The organism is Streptococcus acidominimus (assembly GCF_001921825.1).
GTDB classification, from domain to species: domain Bacteria; phylum Bacillota; class Bacilli; order Lactobacillales; family Streptococcaceae; genus Streptococcus; species Streptococcus acidominimus.
On record NZ_MSJL01000049.1, the window covers coordinates 1 to 17405 of the forward strand.

Consider the following 17405-nt stretch of genomic DNA (forward strand, 5'->3'; position numbering starts at 1 on the left):
GAATAAGCAAACAATTTCTAACTTTTCTTCTACTGATTTTGGACTTCTTTTGGACATGTGAAAACTCCCCTTATAGTGTCTAGTGAATTTTTGTTTTTTCACTGTCCACTATATGGGGAGTATATCATTCCGTCCGTTTTGAGCTTTTTATCTTTTTTTATACTCAACGAAAATCAAAATCTGACTGCTTAATAATTCCTATCTATTCCCGACTTCTTACTCTTTTTGTAAATCATTAAAAATAGAGCATAGCCCACTGCTAGATAAACCAAGGATTGTAGACCTAATTGCAGAAGTTCAGCAATAGACAGTTGTCCATTATCCAATAAGTTCCGACTAATTCGAATTCCATGTGTCATCGGAAGCGTATTAGCCAGCCATTGAATAACAGTAGGTAGATTGTCGTGTGGCACAACAGCACCTGTCAAAAACAATAGACCGTAAGAAATCAAGGACTCAAAAGAAGCGGTCTTAGTGTATTTTAGGGTCAAGGCAACTAGAACCAAGGTAAAGCCAAAAATACCTAGAGAAGCTAGTAAAAATACGGGAAGAAGTAGCCAATGAACAGAAAACTGAATTCCCCATATTAAGGACAAAAGTAATAAGACCAACCCAACTTTTATTACATTGACTCCATACCAAACCATCGTCTTTATGGTAATGAGTAACTCAAAAGGGATAGGTTTGATAAGCAACTGCTCCAAGGTCCCCATTTGTTTTTCCATGGAAATCGTTGTCGAAGATTCTGTTACCAAAGAACTTAGTAAGTACCAGTAAACAAAACCAATATAGAAACTAGCACGGCTACTTGGACTGCTCAAAGCAAAAACAGAAAAAATAATCACCGTCATCGCCATACCAACCAGATGGTCTGCATAATAAGTTTTCAATTCGATGAGATATTTTTTCAGCTCTACTCTCATCACCTGTCTAATCATACAACTCCTCCTTGTAAAAATGGGACAAGACATCATCAATTCTCTGGTTCATTTCTTCTATTTTGGTAACAAAAGGGAGACAATCAGGATGCCCTTGTAACCATAAACTCAATTCTTCATGACTAGCAAAGAGAAACTGATAGGCTCCATCAACCATAGTAGCTCGCCCCTTGTTAAATTCTCCTTCCTTACAGGTCAGCATGTATTGACTTTCATGTTTATTTTTAGCCTTGAAAGAAGCTAAATCTCCTGAAAAAAGTAACTTTCCTTTATCTAGCAGAATCACCCTGTCAGCTAGTTCTTCAATCAAGTCTGCTTGGTGACTAGTCAGAATAATCGTCTTGCCTTCTGTTTGCACCAACCATTTTAAGGTATCTGCAATAGCACGACAACTCTCAAAGTCCAAGCCTAGGGTTGGCTCATCTAAAAATAGAATATCTGCATCTGATAACAGGGCGATAATAAGAGCCAGTTTCTGTCTCATTCCTCTAGAATAGCCCCCTGCTGGGGAATAGATAGCATCTTGGAGTGTTAGGCGATCAAGCAATTCTTGTACTTTTGGACTAGAAAAAGCTGCTCTCTGACCTAGGAGACCTGAAAAATAGTCTATATTCTCTTTCCCAGTCATGTAGTCATAGGTATTGTCAACACTTTCTAAGATGGCTGCTGTTCGGCGATATAGACCGTGTCCTAATTTCCCAACAGGACAATCTTCATAAAAAATTTGTCCCGAAGTTGGACTAATCATATTTAACAATAATTTTATCAGTGTGGTCTTTCCTGAACCGTTACGCCCCAAAATAGCCGTTATTTGTCCTTTTTTTATCTCAATATCAAGCCCATCTAAAGCCTTGTTTTCCTGATAAAACTTGGTCAGCTGTTGACAGGTAATCACGTCCACCATTAGTTCCCTCCAAATAAATCGTCCATGGCTAGCACAACATCATTCTGCATCATGTTTTCCTTAGGACAGCTAAAATCATTATTATTTTTTCTATAAAGACAACCACCGTCACATACTGGTAGTAATGTACAGTCCTGACAACTTCTATACAAATTGTTGTATTCTAAAATATTAGACTGCGAGTAATCAAAATAAGGAGTACCATAATGTCTAACATGTATTTGACGATATTCTGGAACGCCAACTGCTTCAATACACGAATAGATATACCCATCTGCACCTATAGAAAAATTGTTTTTCTGAAACATCGAACAAACTAAGAAAGTGTCTCTATAAAAAGGTCGAAACCTATATCCATATCTCTTAGATAATTCATGTACATTTTTCCATATTAACTTTGTATCATGAATAGTATTATCATATTTCTTTTCCTTAGTATCAATTACAAATCTATATAAAACAGGAAAATCGATTCCATGATTTGCTAAGTCAATCAGTAATTCCTCAATAGATAAATAATTTAAAGAATTTAAATTAACGTTAATATTCACATCTATACTTGAATAACGTTCCTGCATCATCTTTAGATTCTTTAGAATTATGTCATAGCTACCTCTTCCGCTTTGACTGATACGTAAACTATCATGAATGCTTCGTGGACCATCTAATGTAATCAAATAATGACTCAAACCTATACTAACCAATTTATCTAGTATTTTTTTATTTCCGAAGGTGCCATTAGTAACTATACTAAATATACAGTTGGATTGAAGTTCCTGAATATTTTCGATAATCGTTATTATTTTAGAGCTATGTAATGTTGGCTCACCACCAATAAAACATATATCAACTAACTCAGGCTGTATGTCATAGATAACCTCTCGAATGAAAGTTAAGGTCTGACCCAAAACCACATCACTCATAACAATTTTATCTTTTATCACATTTTGATAACAATAACCACATTTTAAATTACAATTATAATTTAAATGAATGACAAATCTAACAACCTCATCTGTATATTGATAATTTAATTTATAATCAGAGTATGTGTCCCAATCTTGAATATTATTGTCAAAAATGAGTTCATTATCTCTTAAGATATTAATAGTATCTTCTGGTAACATTGATAAAATATAGTCATTCGATTTTCCCAGAATATCAAATTGACAATCAATAGTAATAGCCGCTTTATTAATCAGATTATATACATTAATCCGATTACTCACATCGTCTCGTTGGACTAAACTATATTTAGAAAAATTCATCATTCCACTCCTCGTTGCTTCTTACGGCATCCAATAATACTCTCTTTGCCAATGTTTCTTTCTGGAAATTAGGTCGTTCATTTCTCCCTTTAGCCTCATCAATAAAGTGCCTTATTTGTTCTTGTAACATACCTGGAATATGATGAATCACATCATTTTTTGAATAATAATATTTTAAGTGAATTATGTCTTCTAATACTAAATTGCTAGGTACTAAGTCAGAAGTTATTTTAGGTACAATTTTATATTCAACACCGTTCAAAAATAAAGAATTTTTAAATAATATCGGAATTTTAACATTTTTCTTAAAATTTTCTGTATTAGATTTCCGCTTAATTATTATAGCTTTAATATACTTTTGAAATGGACTAGCATAAATCTCATCTAAACACATTTCTAAATTTTCTGTTTCAATGACTATCTGTGTTCTTGAATAATTACTATCATTAAATATATAACGTAGGTAATTAATCTCTGAAAACTCATCATCAATCCAAAACCCTTCGATTACAAGATTCAGATGCTTTTTTAAACATATATTAGATACTGTTGTTATATTTTTTAACTTATTAATACAATCAAAATCTGGTAACTCTATGAACTTAAAAGTAATCGGATTATATAAATAAAATGTTTCACTTCTTTTAATTATGTATATTATCCGTGATAATCTCATTTAAAACACCTCTAATCTCTGAAATATGTGAAATTGGTTCCAGTTTATCACAAAAAAGTTTATCTTCAATATCTTTAAAATTTGAAGTCGGAACAATAAAACCATCAAAATTCAATGAGTTTTTACAATAATATTCTAGTTTTTCGTAAAATCCACCAACCTCAATTACATTGCCAGATAAATCTAACTCACCAGTCACTATTAAATTCATATCTGATTTAACATCCATAGATAATAACTTTAAAAATACACCTAAACCTGCTGATGGTCCAGATTTTAATAGTTCAGAATCAGTGAAATGAATATGAAATCGCTGATTTTCAGGCAATAATTTATTAGTTCTTAAAAGTGTAAGTGCAACAAAGCAACTATCGTAAATTTCATTGTTAACATTCCCTGTTACAATATCTAAACTAGGTTCTACAATCGGAACACATTGCACCTCAAATACTCTCACCTGCTTACTATCATGAACCCCTGGAACATATACCCTCATTCACTCACCTCTATAAGTCAATATGAACATCTTAGCTAGGCTATCTTAATTTTTAGTACACGTTAGTAGTGGTTGTTCTTTGAGTTTTCTTACAACACGAAAACTCTCTCACTAATTCAATATTTGATTTTTTAGGCTCTTTTATAACAACATTAACTGCTTGTTTAATTATTCTTTTATCGTTAGGTTTCATTCTTTATCCTCCTCTACCTAGCTAAGATGTTACTAATTTCACAATATCACACTATTATTTTTATGTCAAACAATTTACTGTATATTAAAAAAGTTCTGAAATTTTAATAAATTAAAATGCCATTACTTGAAATAGTATAAGCGTAAAAATTCTTACATAATATGAACAAATGATTTTATAACTTGACTTTCCTTGATTCATTGCTAGCAATTCTAATATTCACGGGGTAATACTCTATAAAAATCATAGCCAAGAAAAGTCTGAACACCAAATCCAGCCTTTTTCAATATGACCTACACCTGTGTTTGCACGGGATATACTTTCCATTACGCTACACAACAGGAACATGTCCTGCTTGTAGTTCGAGAGAGGAACTCAAATATATCTAAGAAGTAGGAATCTTACCACTATCCAAGTAGAAAATCTAATATGTAACCAGACCAACATGACGTCCTCAATTTATAGAGGATGACAATTGGTAAATGTAGTTTTGTTAGCACTATGCGATGACAAAATTTCGTTTTGATTTTCAAAAAGTATGATTTGCTACAAGAAAAACTGGACACGAAGTCCAGTCCTTTTACTTATAAAACATACCCGTGTCCTTAGAAATACAAAACTCTGGGAACTAATGGACAGACCAAATCCAGTTTCCCTTATCTGTCACAAGCACTAGCGATCAATCCAACAACTTCTGCAGTTCCTGCGCCAGTAATTGCAGTGCTACTTGTGGGTTGGCTTGCCCTTTGGTTGCTTTCATGAGGAAGCCTGTAAAAGCCTTGTCTGCATTGCGTTTGCCAGATTTGAAGTCGGCTACAGCCGCTTCGTTGTCCGCAAAGACCTGATGAATGATTGGAATCAAGACAGCGGGATCTGAAATCTGGATCAAGCCAGCTTTTTCTACGTATTCACGCGCAGAACCCCCATTTTTCGCTAGATGCACAAAGACTTTCTTAGCAATTTTGGATGAAATGGTGCCGTCAGCAATTAAGCCGATCATTTCGACCAGATTTTCTGGCGAAAGGGCGATCTCTGACAAGGTCTTTTGCTCTGCATTCAAGAACTGCGCCACCTCTCCTTGCAACCAGTTAGATACCTGCTTGGCATCACCACCAAGCGCAACAGCTGCTTCAAAGAAATCTGACAAGGCCTTGGTCGCAGTCAATTGGCTTGCATCATAGGCTGATAGACCTAAACGCTGCATATAATCTGCACGGCGCTCCTTAGGAAACTTCGGCAAGGTGGAAGCAACTTCAGCAATCCAGCTGTCCTCAATCTCATATAAAGGTAGGTCTGGCTCTGGGAAATAGCGGTAATCAGCTGATCCTTCTTTAACGCGCATGAGGATCGTTTCCCCCGTCGCTTCATCATAACGGCGGGTTTCCTGCTGAATTTGACCACCTGATCGTAAAATCTTAGCTTGGCGTTCTACTTCATGTTGCAAGCCTTTTTTAACGTAGTTAAAGGAGTTCAAGTTTTTCAACTCCGTTTTCGTCCCAAAAGCCTCTTGACCATAGGGACGAAGAGAGATATTGGCATCGACCCGCATCGACCCTTCTTCCATCTTCACATCTGAAATACCTGTATACTGGATAATTTCTTTCAGGGCTGTCAAGTAGGCATAGGCCTCTTCTGGACTACGCATGTCCGCTTCAGAAACAATCTCAATCAAAGGAACGCCCTGACGGTTCAAGTCAACATAGGAATAGCCATCTGTTCCATGGGTATTTTTCCCTGCATCCTCTTCCAAATGCGCCCGCTCAATGCGGATTTTCTTGGTAGAGCCGTCTTCTAATTCAATCTCAATCCAGCCATTGTAGCCAATCGGCTCATCAAACTGTGAAATCTGATAGGCCTTAGGATTATCTGGGTAGAAATAGTTCTTGCGGTCAAAATGCATGTGCTGGTGAATATCCATATTCAAGGCCAAGGCTGTCTTCATCCCCGCTTCTACAACTCCCTTATTCAAGACAGGCAAGACGCCGGGGAAAGACCAATCAATGACATTGGTATTGGCATTGGGATCCTCTCCAAAATGCGCAGATGAGGGAGAGAAAATCTTTGAATTCGTATTCAATTCAACATGGACTTCTAGTCCAATAATGGTTTCAAAATTCATTCCTTTTCACCTCCAAAAATCACAGGTTGTTGCTGATGATAATCTGTCGTTGCTTCAAAAGCTGCTGCCACTTGGTAAATGGTTTCCTCACTATGTTTTGGTCCAATCAATTGCAGACCAACTGGCAGACCTTCTACGAAACCGGCAGGAATCGAAATCCCTGGTAGACCTGCCAAATTGACTGGAATGGTCAACAAATCAGCTAGATACATGGCAACAGGGTCTTGATTCATCGTCCCAAGGCCATAGGCAACCGTTGGAGCAGTCGGACCTAAAATCAAATCATAGTCAGCAAAGACTTGCTCAAAATCACGGATAATCAAGCTGCGAACCTGACCAGCTTTTTTAAAGTAAGCATCATAATAACCAGATGACAAGCTAAAGGTTCCAAGCATAATACGGCGTTTAACCTCGTCACCAAAACCTTGACTACGCGTATGGACATAAATCTCATCCAAATTCGTCGCATCTTCTGCACGGAAACCATAGCGAATCCCATCAAAACGCTGCAAGTTTGAGCTCGCCTCAGATGAAGCAATAATATAATAAACCGCTACACCATACTTGCTATGAGGCAGGCTGACTTCCTCAATCACTGCCCCTAGGCTCTCCAAATGTTTGGCTGCTTGTAAAATGCAGGCCTTAATTTGGGGGTCAATTCCCTCTCCGATATACTCTTTTGGCAGTGCAATCTTCATCCCCTTGATGTCCTGCCCAATCTTGCTAGTATAGTCTGCCACCACAAGCTGAGCTGACGTAGCATCTTTCGTATCGTGACCAGCAATCACATTGAGCAGCTGAGCGTTTTCTTTGACTGTCTGTGAGAAAGGCCCGATCTGATCTAAGGAACTACCAAAGGCGATCAAACCAAAGCGAGAAACCGTTCCATAGGTTGGCTTCATTCCGACAATACCATTAAAAGCTGCTGGTTGACGAATCGATCCGCCTGTATCAGATCCTAGTGATAGGCGCAACTGTCCAGAAGCAACGGCTGTCGCAGAACCACCTGACGATCCTCCCGGTACCTTGGTCTGATCCCAAGCGTTCTTCGTCTTTTTAAAGTAAGACGTTTCCGTTGAGCCACCCATAGCAAATTCGTCCATATTGGTTTTTCCGATAACAACCATATCTTTTCCATAAGCATTCGCCACAGAAGTCGCATCAAAAATTGGCTCATAATTATAGAGCATTTTAGAAGCCGCTGTTGTCAATATTCCCTTGGTAGAAATATTATCCTTTACCGCTAGCGGGATTCCTGCCATGATATTGTCTGCCTCAATTCCTTTGGCATCAATCTTCACAGCTTGAGCTAGAGCCTCTTCCTCTGCAATCGTAATGAAACTACCAACTGCTTCTTCACGTGCCTTGACATCTTCCAAGGTCGCCTTTGTTAATTCAACAACCGATAATTCTTTCTTGACGAGAAGGTCATGCAACTCATCAATTGAATAGTGATTAAAACTCATTAGGCATCTCCTCCCCCGTCCAGAATAGCCGGAACTTTGATAAAATAATGATGCGATTCAGGAACATTTTTAAAGAGATCCTCTCTATTCTCACCTTTTTGGGCTATATCTTCCCGCATCACATTCTTATGTGCTGCCATTGTTGTTGTAACAGGGACACCTGTTGTATCAACTTCATTCAGCAACTCAACCATATCGACAATCTTACTCAAGCTTGTTGCAAAAGCTGCTGTTTCTTCCTCACTAAAAGCCAACTTTGAGAGATTAGCTACGTGACGAACTTCTTCTTGTGTAATTTTCATCATTGCATCCTTTCTTAATCATATTCAAAAGAAAATCAAAAATCGTAAACCACTGACTACCCTTCTGACTTCCAATATCGTATCCTCCTTATTGTACCATAAAACAAGATACGAGAGCGTGAAACAAGATACAAAGCCCGTTAAAAAGTCAAAGGGCAGTCCTTTAGGTCTTATACCCCCCAATTATAAAGGTACTTTTTAAGCACCTAAAAGAGACTAGGTACTAAGCCCAGCCTCTATGATTCTAACGTATACTTGCTCCTAAGACCTGTTCAATATGTCTCAAGGCAAATTGATGTTGCTCTTCTGTCAGGCTAGCCACAGCTGAAGCTACGACCTCGATCTTGTAGCCAAGATTATAGGCGTCAATAGCCGTGTGGAGCACACAAATATCTGTCAAGACACCTGTTAAGACCACTGTATCCACCTGTCTTTCCCGCAGACGAATATCCAAATCCGTCCCTGAAAAAGCTGAATAATGCCGTTTATCCATCCAGAAGACCCGCGCATCATTCTGATATTCCGCATAAAAATCTGCCAATGGACCATACAAATGTCGACCACTTGTCCCCTTTATATTATGTGGAGGAAAGAGGCGACTCTCTGGATGAAAGGAGTCATCTTCTTCGTGCAGATCAATGGCAAAAAAGATATAATCTCCGCGATCAAAAGCCTGCTTGGTTGCATCGTAAATCGCCTGCGAAATCGCTTGAGCAGGAGCTCCTGCTGTTAACTTCCCATCATCTGCTACAAAATCCACTGTATAATCAATTGAAATAAGTGCTTTCGTCATTTTAATAGTCCCGTTTCTTAATTTCATCAAAGATAGCTGGGATTAAGACTTTCAAGTAAGTCCCTTTCATTCCCAAGGAACGGCTTTCGATAATACCTGCACTTTCTAGTTTTCGCAAGGCATTGACAATCACCGACCGGGTAATCCCGATTCTATCTGCGATAACAGAAGCAGTCAACTGCCCCTCATCCCCATTCAATTCGCCTAAAATAGCTGAAACAGCCTTCATCTCTGAATAGGATAGGGTATTAACCGCCATATTAACTGCCGCTCGGCGGCGGATATTTTTCTCATCTTCTTCCCGCTGGAAATTTAAGAGTTGAATCCCCACCACTGTCGCCGCAATCTCAACCAAAATCAAATCATCTTCATCAAACTTCTTATCATTGCGCCAAATAATCAAGGTTCCAAACCGAATTCCCGTCACATGGATCGGAGCAATCGTGGTCAAGCTATTGGGGTATATAGTCCGAGATTCTACTGGAATCGCCGTCAATTCACTATCTGCTGGAAGATTAACCTGCGTATCGTAAATCTGTGCCACTCCCTTGACATAGTCATCTGGGAACTGCTTGGTCAGAAAAAATTCTTCAACACGGTCATTATTGGTCTTGTATTTCATATAATAGCCCAAGACCTCTCCCTCGCTATTGATAATGCAGGCATTGCAATCAATAATATCTGAAAGGTGTTCAGCAATCGTGGTGTAAGGAAGTTCCTCCGACAACTGCTCCTCTGAACGCTTCAAGATAGATGTAATCTCCCGCGTCTTTTCTAATAATGTAGTCATACTATCCTCTTTATACTGTAATTGCTTTCATTATATCAAAAAGAGGCTTGAATTTCAACAATTATCAGAAAATTACGTATTATTCCAAAAGCCACGACAATGCCGACTGATACACTATCAACATCCATTCAAACTAGGCTAACATCGCCTTGCAGTAACTAACTTAGCTCCCTAGATACACTGTGCATGTTTTTAAATACAACACCGAGCTGTTCACTCAAGGCTTCAAATCTCATACTCTATAAAAATTAAAATCTGACATCGTTAACTCGCCTTGCTGAACTTCAGTTCTACCTGCGGTTTCGTTGTCTAGTCAGATTTTGATTTTTGACGAGTATCAACTAACACAGGTATGTTGCTCAACGTCGATACTGTCGCAAAAAGCGCGTCATTTTTTCTTGAATTTCAGCTAGTTCATCCACGCGTGGTAGATAAACAATCCGGAAGTGATCCGGCTCTTGCCAGTTGAACCCTCTTCCGTGAACGAGCAAGATTTTTTCCTGCTTCAAAAAGTCCAGAACAAACTGCTCATCATCATCAATCCGATACATTTCACGGTCAATTTTCGGGAAGATATATAGACCAGCCTTGGGCTTCACAGCAGACAGCCCAGGAATGTCGCTGACCGCTTTCGTAATAAACTCCCGCTGCTCATAGAGGCGTCCCCCCGGCATCAAGAGCTTGTCAACTGACTGATAGCCACCGAGAGAGGTTTGTACAACCTGCTGGGCTAACACATTCGAACAAAGACGCATGTTAGACAGCATATTGAGACCCTCAATATAGCCTTTTACATGGCGTTTTGGTCCAGACAGAACCATCCAACCCACTCGGAAACCGCAGACACGGTGCGATTTTGACAAACCATTCATGGTGACGACAAATAAATCTGGCGCCAAGGTCGCAATCGGAATATGTACTGCCCCATCAAAGACCATCCGATCATAAATTTCATCTGAGAAAATAATCAACTCATGCCGACGCGCAATAGCAACAATCCCCTCTAAGATTTCTTTCGGATACAAAGCCCCTGTTGGATTGTTGGGATTGATTAAAACGATCGCTTTCGTCCGAGAAGTAATCTTCGCTTCCATATCTGCCAAATCTGGATACCAATCCGCAGCCTCATCGCAGACATAATGAACTGCATGTCCACCCGCCAAGCTGACAGCCGCTGTCCAAAGAGGATAGTCTGGCATAGGCACTAAGACCTCATCACCATTATCCAAAAGCCCTTGCATGGACATGACAATCAACTCGCTGACACCATTTCCCAAATAAATATCTTCAATATCTACATTGGGAAAATGCTTCAACTGACAGTACTGCATAATGGCCTTGCGGGCAGAAAAGATCCCCTTACTATTGGAGTAGCCTTCGGATTTCCGTGCATTATGAATCAGATCCTGAATCACTTCGTCTGGCGCTGTAAAGCCAAATTCAGCAGGATTTCCCGTATTCAAGCGCAAAATCTGCTCGCCATTTGCTCGCATACGCATGGCTTCCTCTAATACTGGACCACGAATATCATAGGCCACATCATCTAATTTCATTGATTTATCAAACTGTCTCATCAAGGCTACCTCGACTTTCTACTGGTATTATTTTAGCCTAAATCCCCTAAAATAACAAGAATTACTTCACTTTTCCCCAAAAACGTGCTATGATGAGGGAAAGAAAGAGAGGTGAAGACCTATGACACAATCATATCAAATCATCTTGGTCGCTGTCGACGGTTCAAAAGAAGCTGAACTCGCTCTACACAAAGCTATTCACGTAGCAAAGCGCAACCAAGCACGACTGATTATTGCCCATGTCATTGATACACGTGCACTTCACAATGTCGCAGTCTTCGATGCTAGCATCTATGAAACGCTTGAGCAAGAAGCCCAAACTCTTCTCAAGGAATACCAAGAAAAAGCACTCCAGTCCGGATTGTCAGATGTACAAATCGTACTTGAGTTCGGTAATCCTAAAACGCTACTTGCCCACGATATTCCAAAACAAACAGGTGCTGATTTGATGCTCTTAGGCGCAACAGGGCTCAATACCTTTGAACGCCTCCTCATTGGTTCTTCTTCCGAATATATCCTACGCCACACCTCTATTGATCTGCTGGTGGTACGCGATAGGGACAAGGTAATGTAATACATAAAGGTTGGGTACTTTGTCCCAACCTTTATGTATAGCACGACGACTTGAATACAGCTCAATCAAAAACTAGCAGAAATATATTTGTATTCAGCACACGTTTTACTCGTTCTATTTCCATATCCATACTGTTGAAGCGAGCAAGGCACCCCTGCTGTACTCCAATATTACCTATGACTTTTGACGAAAACTTCCTTTTCGTTATTTCCAACCTCAAACAGGCTATTCCTAGACTGTCCGACACGAGTTCCACTCGTTCTATCTCCTACCTTCAACAGTCTATTCCTAGACTGTTTGAGCTAAATACTAAACGTAAACCAAACGGCATAAGACGAAAAGCTAATAAGATAAGGGAGTCGAGATACCAAAAACATGGTAGAGTCTCATTCCCTTATCTTCTTATTTATGACGAGCTTTCAACTGCCTATCCAATTCTTCCTGAATAGCTGGCTCAGGTGCATACTCTTCCTCCCAGTGGTCAGGCTTTAAAATCTTATGGGTAACCGGATCAAAATGCGCTCGTCCATCTGGAAAAAATTTCCCCATATTGGCCTGATGAACAATGTCAAAAATCGGCTGGGGATCTACCCCCATTAGAGTAAAAGACCCATAGGTAAAATAAAGTAGGTCAAGTAAGGCATCGACCTGCCCCAACAAGGGCGTTTCAGGTCTTGCCTTCTTTTTCGACTTTAGAGTTGCTCTGTCCAAAGCCCCGTGAAGTTCTTGCACTAAAGTTTCAAATTCTTCATTGTTCTTTGAAGTAGCATATAAAAATTCAACCAGTTCTTCCAACTTAAAATCTGCCCGGTGCAGGGCGGTCTCTGCATCATAGGCTTTAGGATATTCTTGTGTCATTCCATCCATTTTAGCATGAAATTCCTTGACTGCATTGAACTGAATATCTTTACTGCGAAACATCTGCTCCTCCTTCAATGAGACCAAAATGCTCTAAGGCCTTAAAAATTCCATCTTGATTATTGCTGTCCGTCACATAAGAGGCTGTCTGACGCGCTTGTCTAGTCCCATTTTTCATAGCAACGGAATAGGGAATACTAGCTAGCATTTCCAAATCATTGTTGGAATCACCAAAGACCATGACCTCATTGAGGGTAAAACCATACTGCTCACCGACACGTTTAATGCCCTCTAATTTAGAATTTCCCTTGGAAATAATATCCACTGCATAGGGGCTAGAACGTGTGAAATCCAAATCCGGGAACTGTAAGGCTAACTTTTTCGTCTCTCTCTCTGTTGCTAATAGCATCATTTGATAAATCGAACGTTCGGAGATAATCCGCAACTGCTCCTTATCTTGAGGGCTCACTTTTCGAATAAAACGATTAAAAATAAAATTAACCAAGCCAGCCCATGAAGCTGGTATCATTCGAGTTAAGCGATAGGCGAGATTCCCACCACCAAAACTCATAATCCGACTACCCGCTACCCCAAAGGCTGTTCCAAAGGAAAGGTCTTTCTTGTACTTTTTTGCATATTCAATTAAGGCTGGCATATCTTCTTTCGGCAACTCCTGCATGAAGAGAACCTTTTCCCGTGATAAGATATATTGTCCATTGTAAGTCACTGCAAAATCCAAGCTCAATGATGCCATGTACTGAAGGACAAAGCGAGGGCCCCGGCCAGTGGCTAAACCCACCAAAATATTCTGTTTCTTTAACTGATTGATAGCTGAGATTGTTGAAGGACTAATCGTTCGATTATCTGTCAATAAGGTCCCATCTATATCGAAAAAAATAGCCTTAATCCCCAACATCTCACCTACTTTCCTGCATTTTATGTTACAATTAGTATACCACATTTGGAAAGAATCTGAAAGTTTATGAAAAATATTCTTGTCTTACACACAGGCGGTACCATTTCTATGCAGGCTGATACCACAGGAAAGGTCACCACAAATCAGGAAAATCCCATGAATCATGTCTCGCTTCCTCTCGAGGGGATTCAAGTCACTGCGCTAGATATCTTTAACCTACCTAGTCCTTATATAACACCAGCACACATGCTTCAACTCTACCACAAAATAAAGGAAGAAGCCGAACACTACGATGGAGTGGTCATCACGCACGGGACAGACACCCTTGAAGAAACTGCCTATTTTCTCGATACAATGGAACTACCCGATCTACCTCTTGTCCTGACAGGTGCCATGCGCTCATCAAATGAACTAGGAAGCGACGGTGTTTACAATTACCTCAATGCTCTACGGGTTGCTAGTCATGACAAGGCGAGAGACAAGGGCGTCCTCGTTGTCATGAATGATGAAATTCACGCCGCAAAATATGTCACCAAGACCCATACAACCAATGTCGGGACCTTCCAAACACCCACCCACGGACCACTTGGTCTTGTGATGAAGCACGAGATTCTCTACTTCAAAAATGCAGAGCCTCGCGTCCGTTTTGACTTAAATAAGATTGAGGGACTTGTGCCAATTATTCCTACCTATGCTGGCATGAAGACGGAGTTGCTGGATATGCTGGAGATTGAAAAGTTAGACGGCCTTATCATTGAGGCATTTGGTGCAGGAAATCTGCCACAGGAAGTTGCAAGCAAGCTCCGGATTTTTCTTGAGGCAGGCATTCCAATCGCTCTCGTTTCCCGCTGTTTCAACGGTATCGCAGAACCTGTCTACGCCTATGCTGGCGGAGGAGTAACATTACATCAAGATGGTATCTTCTTTGTCAAAGAACTCAATGCGCCCAAAGCCCGGCTCAAGCTCCTCATCGCACTGAACGCCGGCTTAAAAGGGCAAGAATTAAAAAACTATATGGAAGGCTGAGGAAAATTCTAGATATACTGAAATCCTCTCTAAACCAAGGATAGATGAATCGCAAACCTGAGAAAGCATACTCTTAGAACTGTTTAGTTGACCCAGTTTTAAGAGTTTTTCTTTCTCAAAAAACAAAAAAGGTTGAGGAAATTTGTCCAAAATGAACTTTTTCTTCAACCTGATGCTTTAATCTAATCTCTCTTCTTTTGTTAAATATGGAAGCAAAACCTGCCATTCTGGCTGACTTTGCCAATCTGGAACTGACACAATGTGAGCTGCTACTCGCCTCGCCTCTTCTAAAATAGCATAATCTTCGATAATATTTGCCACATGAAACTCGGGTAATCCTGACTGTCGTGTCCCAAAAATTTCACCAGATCCCCGCATTTTTAAGTCCTCTTCTGCCAATACAAATCCGTCAGTGGTTTCCGTCATAATCTGCATCCGCTCCTTACCCGAATCTGTTTTGGGATTGGCCACTAAAATCGCATAGGATTGCTTCTGGCCCCGACCAACTCGACCTCTTAATTGATGCAATTGACTAAGCCCAAAGCGATCCGCATCCATGATAATCATGACTGTCGCATTGGGAACATTGACCCCCACCTCAATCACCGTGGTGGACACCAAAATATCGATCCGCCCCTCTTTAAAGGTTTGCATAATCGCATCTTTTTCATCATTTTTCATCTGACCGTGCAGCAAAGCGACACTCGCTTTCTCTTTGAAATAAGCTGCCAATTCCTCCTCTAAGGCAATGGCATTTTTCAGATCGAGAACTTCTGATTCTTCAATCAGTGGCGAGATGACATAGACCTGTGCTCCTTTCGCCAGCTCCTTTTCTAACCACTCCAATACGGCTGAAAATTGTTCGTGCTTGACCCAGCGGGTGACAATCGGCTTACGCCCTGCTGGCAACTGATTGATAATCGACACATCCATATCACCAAAAGAGGTAATAGCAAGTGTCCTAGGAATGGGAGTTGCCGTCATCATCAAGACATCGGGATTCGTCCCTTTTTCACGTAACAATCGGCGCTGTTTGACCCCAAAGCGATGCTGCTCATCTGTAACTACCAAACCTAGGCTGTGATACTTCACTCCCTCCTGAATCAAGGCGTGGGTACCCACAATCATGTCCACTTGCCCAGATTCAATCGCCTCCAAAGCTGCCCTGCGAGGTGCTGCCCTCAGACCACCTGTCAATAAAGCAATGGATAGATTAGGAAAGAGTTGAGATAAACTCTCAAAATGCTGCTCTGCTAAAATCTCAGTCGGCACCATTATCGCTGCTTGCATACCTGCTGTATAAGCGGCATACATGGCCAAAGCTGCTACGACTGTTTTCCCCGAACCAACATCTCCCTGTAAGAGACGATTCATGTGACTGGGAGATTTCATATCCCCTAAAATCTCCTCCAAGGCTCTTCTTTGAGCCTCTGTTAAATCAAAGGGCAAGGAAGCGATTTTTTCTGTCATCTTATGAGAATCATAAGAGATAGCCACTCCATCCGAGGCTATCTTGTTCGCAACCTTTAACTGTTGCAAACGCAATTGAAAATAAAACAATTCTTCAAACTTGATACGCCTCAATGCTTGTTTATATTCTGCCAAGTCTTTCGGAAAATGCATGGCTCGCACCGCCCGTCTGCGTTCCATTAAGCGATAACGTTCCATCAGGAGCTGGGGCAGATTTTCTACTAACAATTCATCATAGCCTCTCGCAAATGCTGTCTTGATCAACTTTATAATACTCGCTTGCGAGATTCCCTGTGCAACATGATAGATTGGCTGTAACTCATCTTTTAATTGGGCAACCAGCTTCATGCCTGTTATTCCAGCCTTAGCCCTATCCCATTTCCCCCAAACAGCAATTTCCTGCCCGACTTCAATCCGATCAGCAAGGTAGGGCTGGTTAAAAAACGAAACTGCAACAACCACCTCGCCCTGCTTGAGTGAAAAACGTAGCTTATTCCGCTTAAAACCATAATATTGAACGGTTGCTGGTGTTATTACAAGACCGGAAACCAAGGCTTTTTCCCCGTCCTCCAAGTCCAACACCGATCGAACCGCAAAATCATCATAACGAAAAGGATAGTAGCATAACACATCCTCTACCGTCTCTAATCCCAATTGCTTAAATTTTACAGCTGACTTCTCACCCACACCAGGTAGGGCTGTCAATCTATCCTCTAAACTCATCATAACCCGATTATAACAAAAAAAGATAAAAAGTACCATGTCTGCTTATCAGAGCACACGATGTAGGCACGAAGAAAACACAGATAACTACTTTCTAGCTACATGCGTTTTTCAAAATATGTTTCTGTATTTTTACACTTTCAGGCTTATACAAAGAATACAAAAAAAGCAACCTATCCTTGAGGTTGCTACAATCGGGAAGACAGGATTCGAACCTGCGACACCTTGGTCCCAAACCAAGTACTCTACCAAGCTGAGCTACTTCCCGTAGATATAAGAGGGCGTATCCCACTTGTAGAGTACTTGTAAGGACGACTTA

Annotated in this window: 14 protein-coding genes, 1 tRNA gene and 1 pseudogene; 2 read left to right on the forward strand and 14 right to left on the reverse strand. The window is 40.4% G+C overall.

Annotation, left to right across the window (positions count from 1 at the left end; translation table 11 throughout):
• Positions 1-188: 188 nt before the first annotated feature.
• The 11 genes from BU200_RS08870 to BU200_RS08920 form a co-directional block, all read right to left on the reverse strand.
• Positions 189-938, reverse strand: coding sequence for an ABC transporter permease (locus tag BU200_RS08870; RefSeq protein ID WP_075099809.1), 750 nt, complete (start codon positions 936-938; stop codon positions 189-191).
• Positions 931-1842, reverse strand: coding sequence for an ABC transporter ATP-binding protein (locus tag BU200_RS08875; protein ID WP_075099810.1), 912 nt, complete (start codon positions 1840-1842; stop codon positions 931-933). The genes BU200_RS08870 and BU200_RS08875 overlap by 8 nt, the downstream gene beginning before the upstream one ends.
• Entirely contained in the window at positions 1842-3113 is a 1272-nt protein-coding gene (locus BU200_RS08880; protein WP_083609397.1) for a radical SAM/SPASM domain-containing protein, read from the reverse strand. Before BU200_RS08880 ends, BU200_RS08875 begins: the two co-directional genes overlap by 1 nt.
• On the reverse strand, positions 3097-3786 hold the full coding sequence (locus BU200_RS08885) for a hypothetical protein (protein WP_075099811.1): 690 nt from the start codon (positions 3784-3786) through the stop codon (positions 3097-3099). The genes BU200_RS08880 and BU200_RS08885 overlap by 17 nt, the downstream gene beginning before the upstream one ends.
• On the reverse strand, positions 3755-4282 hold the full coding sequence (locus BU200_RS08890; RefSeq protein ID WP_075099812.1) for a S16 family serine protease: 528 nt from the start codon (positions 4280-4282) through the stop codon (positions 3755-3757). The genes BU200_RS08885 and BU200_RS08890 overlap by 32 nt, the downstream gene beginning before the upstream one ends.
• An 872-nt stretch (positions 4283-5154) precedes the next feature.
• Positions 5155-6594 (reverse strand): Asp-tRNA(Asn)/Glu-tRNA(Gln) amidotransferase subunit GatB, encoded by a 1440-nt coding sequence (gene gatB / locus BU200_RS08895; protein ID WP_075099813.1) that lies wholly within the window; start codon positions 6592-6594, stop codon positions 5155-5157.
• Positions 6591-8060 (reverse strand): Asp-tRNA(Asn)/Glu-tRNA(Gln) amidotransferase subunit GatA, encoded by a 1470-nt coding sequence (gatA, locus tag BU200_RS08900; RefSeq protein WP_075099814.1) that lies wholly within the window; start codon positions 8058-8060, stop codon positions 6591-6593. Before gatA ends, gatB begins: the two co-directional genes overlap by 4 nt.
• The gene (gene gatC, locus BU200_RS08905; RefSeq protein ID WP_075099815.1) at positions 8060-8362 is read right to left on the reverse strand and encodes an Asp-tRNA(Asn)/Glu-tRNA(Gln) amidotransferase subunit GatC; all 303 of its coding nucleotides are present in this window, start codon (positions 8360-8362) and stop codon (positions 8060-8062) included. The genes gatA and gatC overlap by 1 nt, the downstream gene beginning before the upstream one ends.
• 244 nt (positions 8363-8606) lie before the next feature.
• A complete protein-coding gene (locus tag BU200_RS08910; protein WP_075099816.1) occupies positions 8607-9155 on the reverse strand; it encodes a cysteine hydrolase family protein in 549 nt (182 codons plus the stop codon).
• Position 9156: 1 nt separating this feature from the next.
• Positions 9157-9945: a GTP-sensing pleiotropic transcriptional regulator CodY gene (codY, locus tag BU200_RS08915; protein WP_075099817.1), complete on the reverse strand. Its 789-nt coding sequence runs from the start codon at positions 9943-9945 to the stop codon at positions 9157-9159.
• A gap of 359 nt (positions 9946-10304) precedes the next feature.
• The gene (locus BU200_RS08920) at positions 10305-11519 is read right to left on the reverse strand and encodes a pyridoxal phosphate-dependent aminotransferase (RefSeq protein WP_075099818.1); all 1215 of its coding nucleotides are present in this window, start codon (positions 11517-11519) and stop codon (positions 10305-10307) included.
• A 121-nt stretch (positions 11520-11640) separates the two neighbouring features.
• Between BU200_RS08920 and BU200_RS08925 the strand changes: the two genes are divergently transcribed.
• On the forward strand, positions 11641-12093 hold the full coding sequence (locus BU200_RS08925; protein ID WP_075099819.1) for a universal stress protein: 453 nt from the start codon (positions 11641-11643) through the stop codon (positions 12091-12093).
• 402 nt (positions 12094-12495) lie between these two features.
• On the opposite strand, the pseudogene BU200_RS11295 reads toward BU200_RS08925, so the two are convergent.
• A pseudogene (locus BU200_RS11295) lies at positions 12496-13864 on the reverse strand (HAD-IIB family hydrolase).
• Between the two features lie 69 nt (positions 13865-13933).
• Between BU200_RS11295 and BU200_RS08940 the strand changes: the two are divergent.
• Positions 13934-14893 (forward strand): asparaginase, encoded by a 960-nt coding sequence (locus BU200_RS08940; RefSeq protein WP_075099821.1) that lies wholly within the window; start codon positions 13934-13936, stop codon positions 14891-14893.
• A gap of 177 nt (positions 14894-15070) precedes the next feature.
• On the opposite strand, the gene recG is transcribed toward BU200_RS08940, so the two are convergent.
• On the reverse strand, positions 15071-17086 hold the full coding sequence (recG, locus tag BU200_RS08945; RefSeq protein ID WP_075099823.1) for an ATP-dependent DNA helicase RecG: 2016 nt from the start codon (positions 17084-17086) through the stop codon (positions 15071-15073).
• A 194-nt stretch (positions 17087-17280) separates the two neighbouring features.
• A tRNA-Pro gene (locus tag BU200_RS08950) sits at positions 17281-17354 on the reverse strand.
• Between the last annotated feature and the right edge of the window lie 51 nt (positions 17355-17405).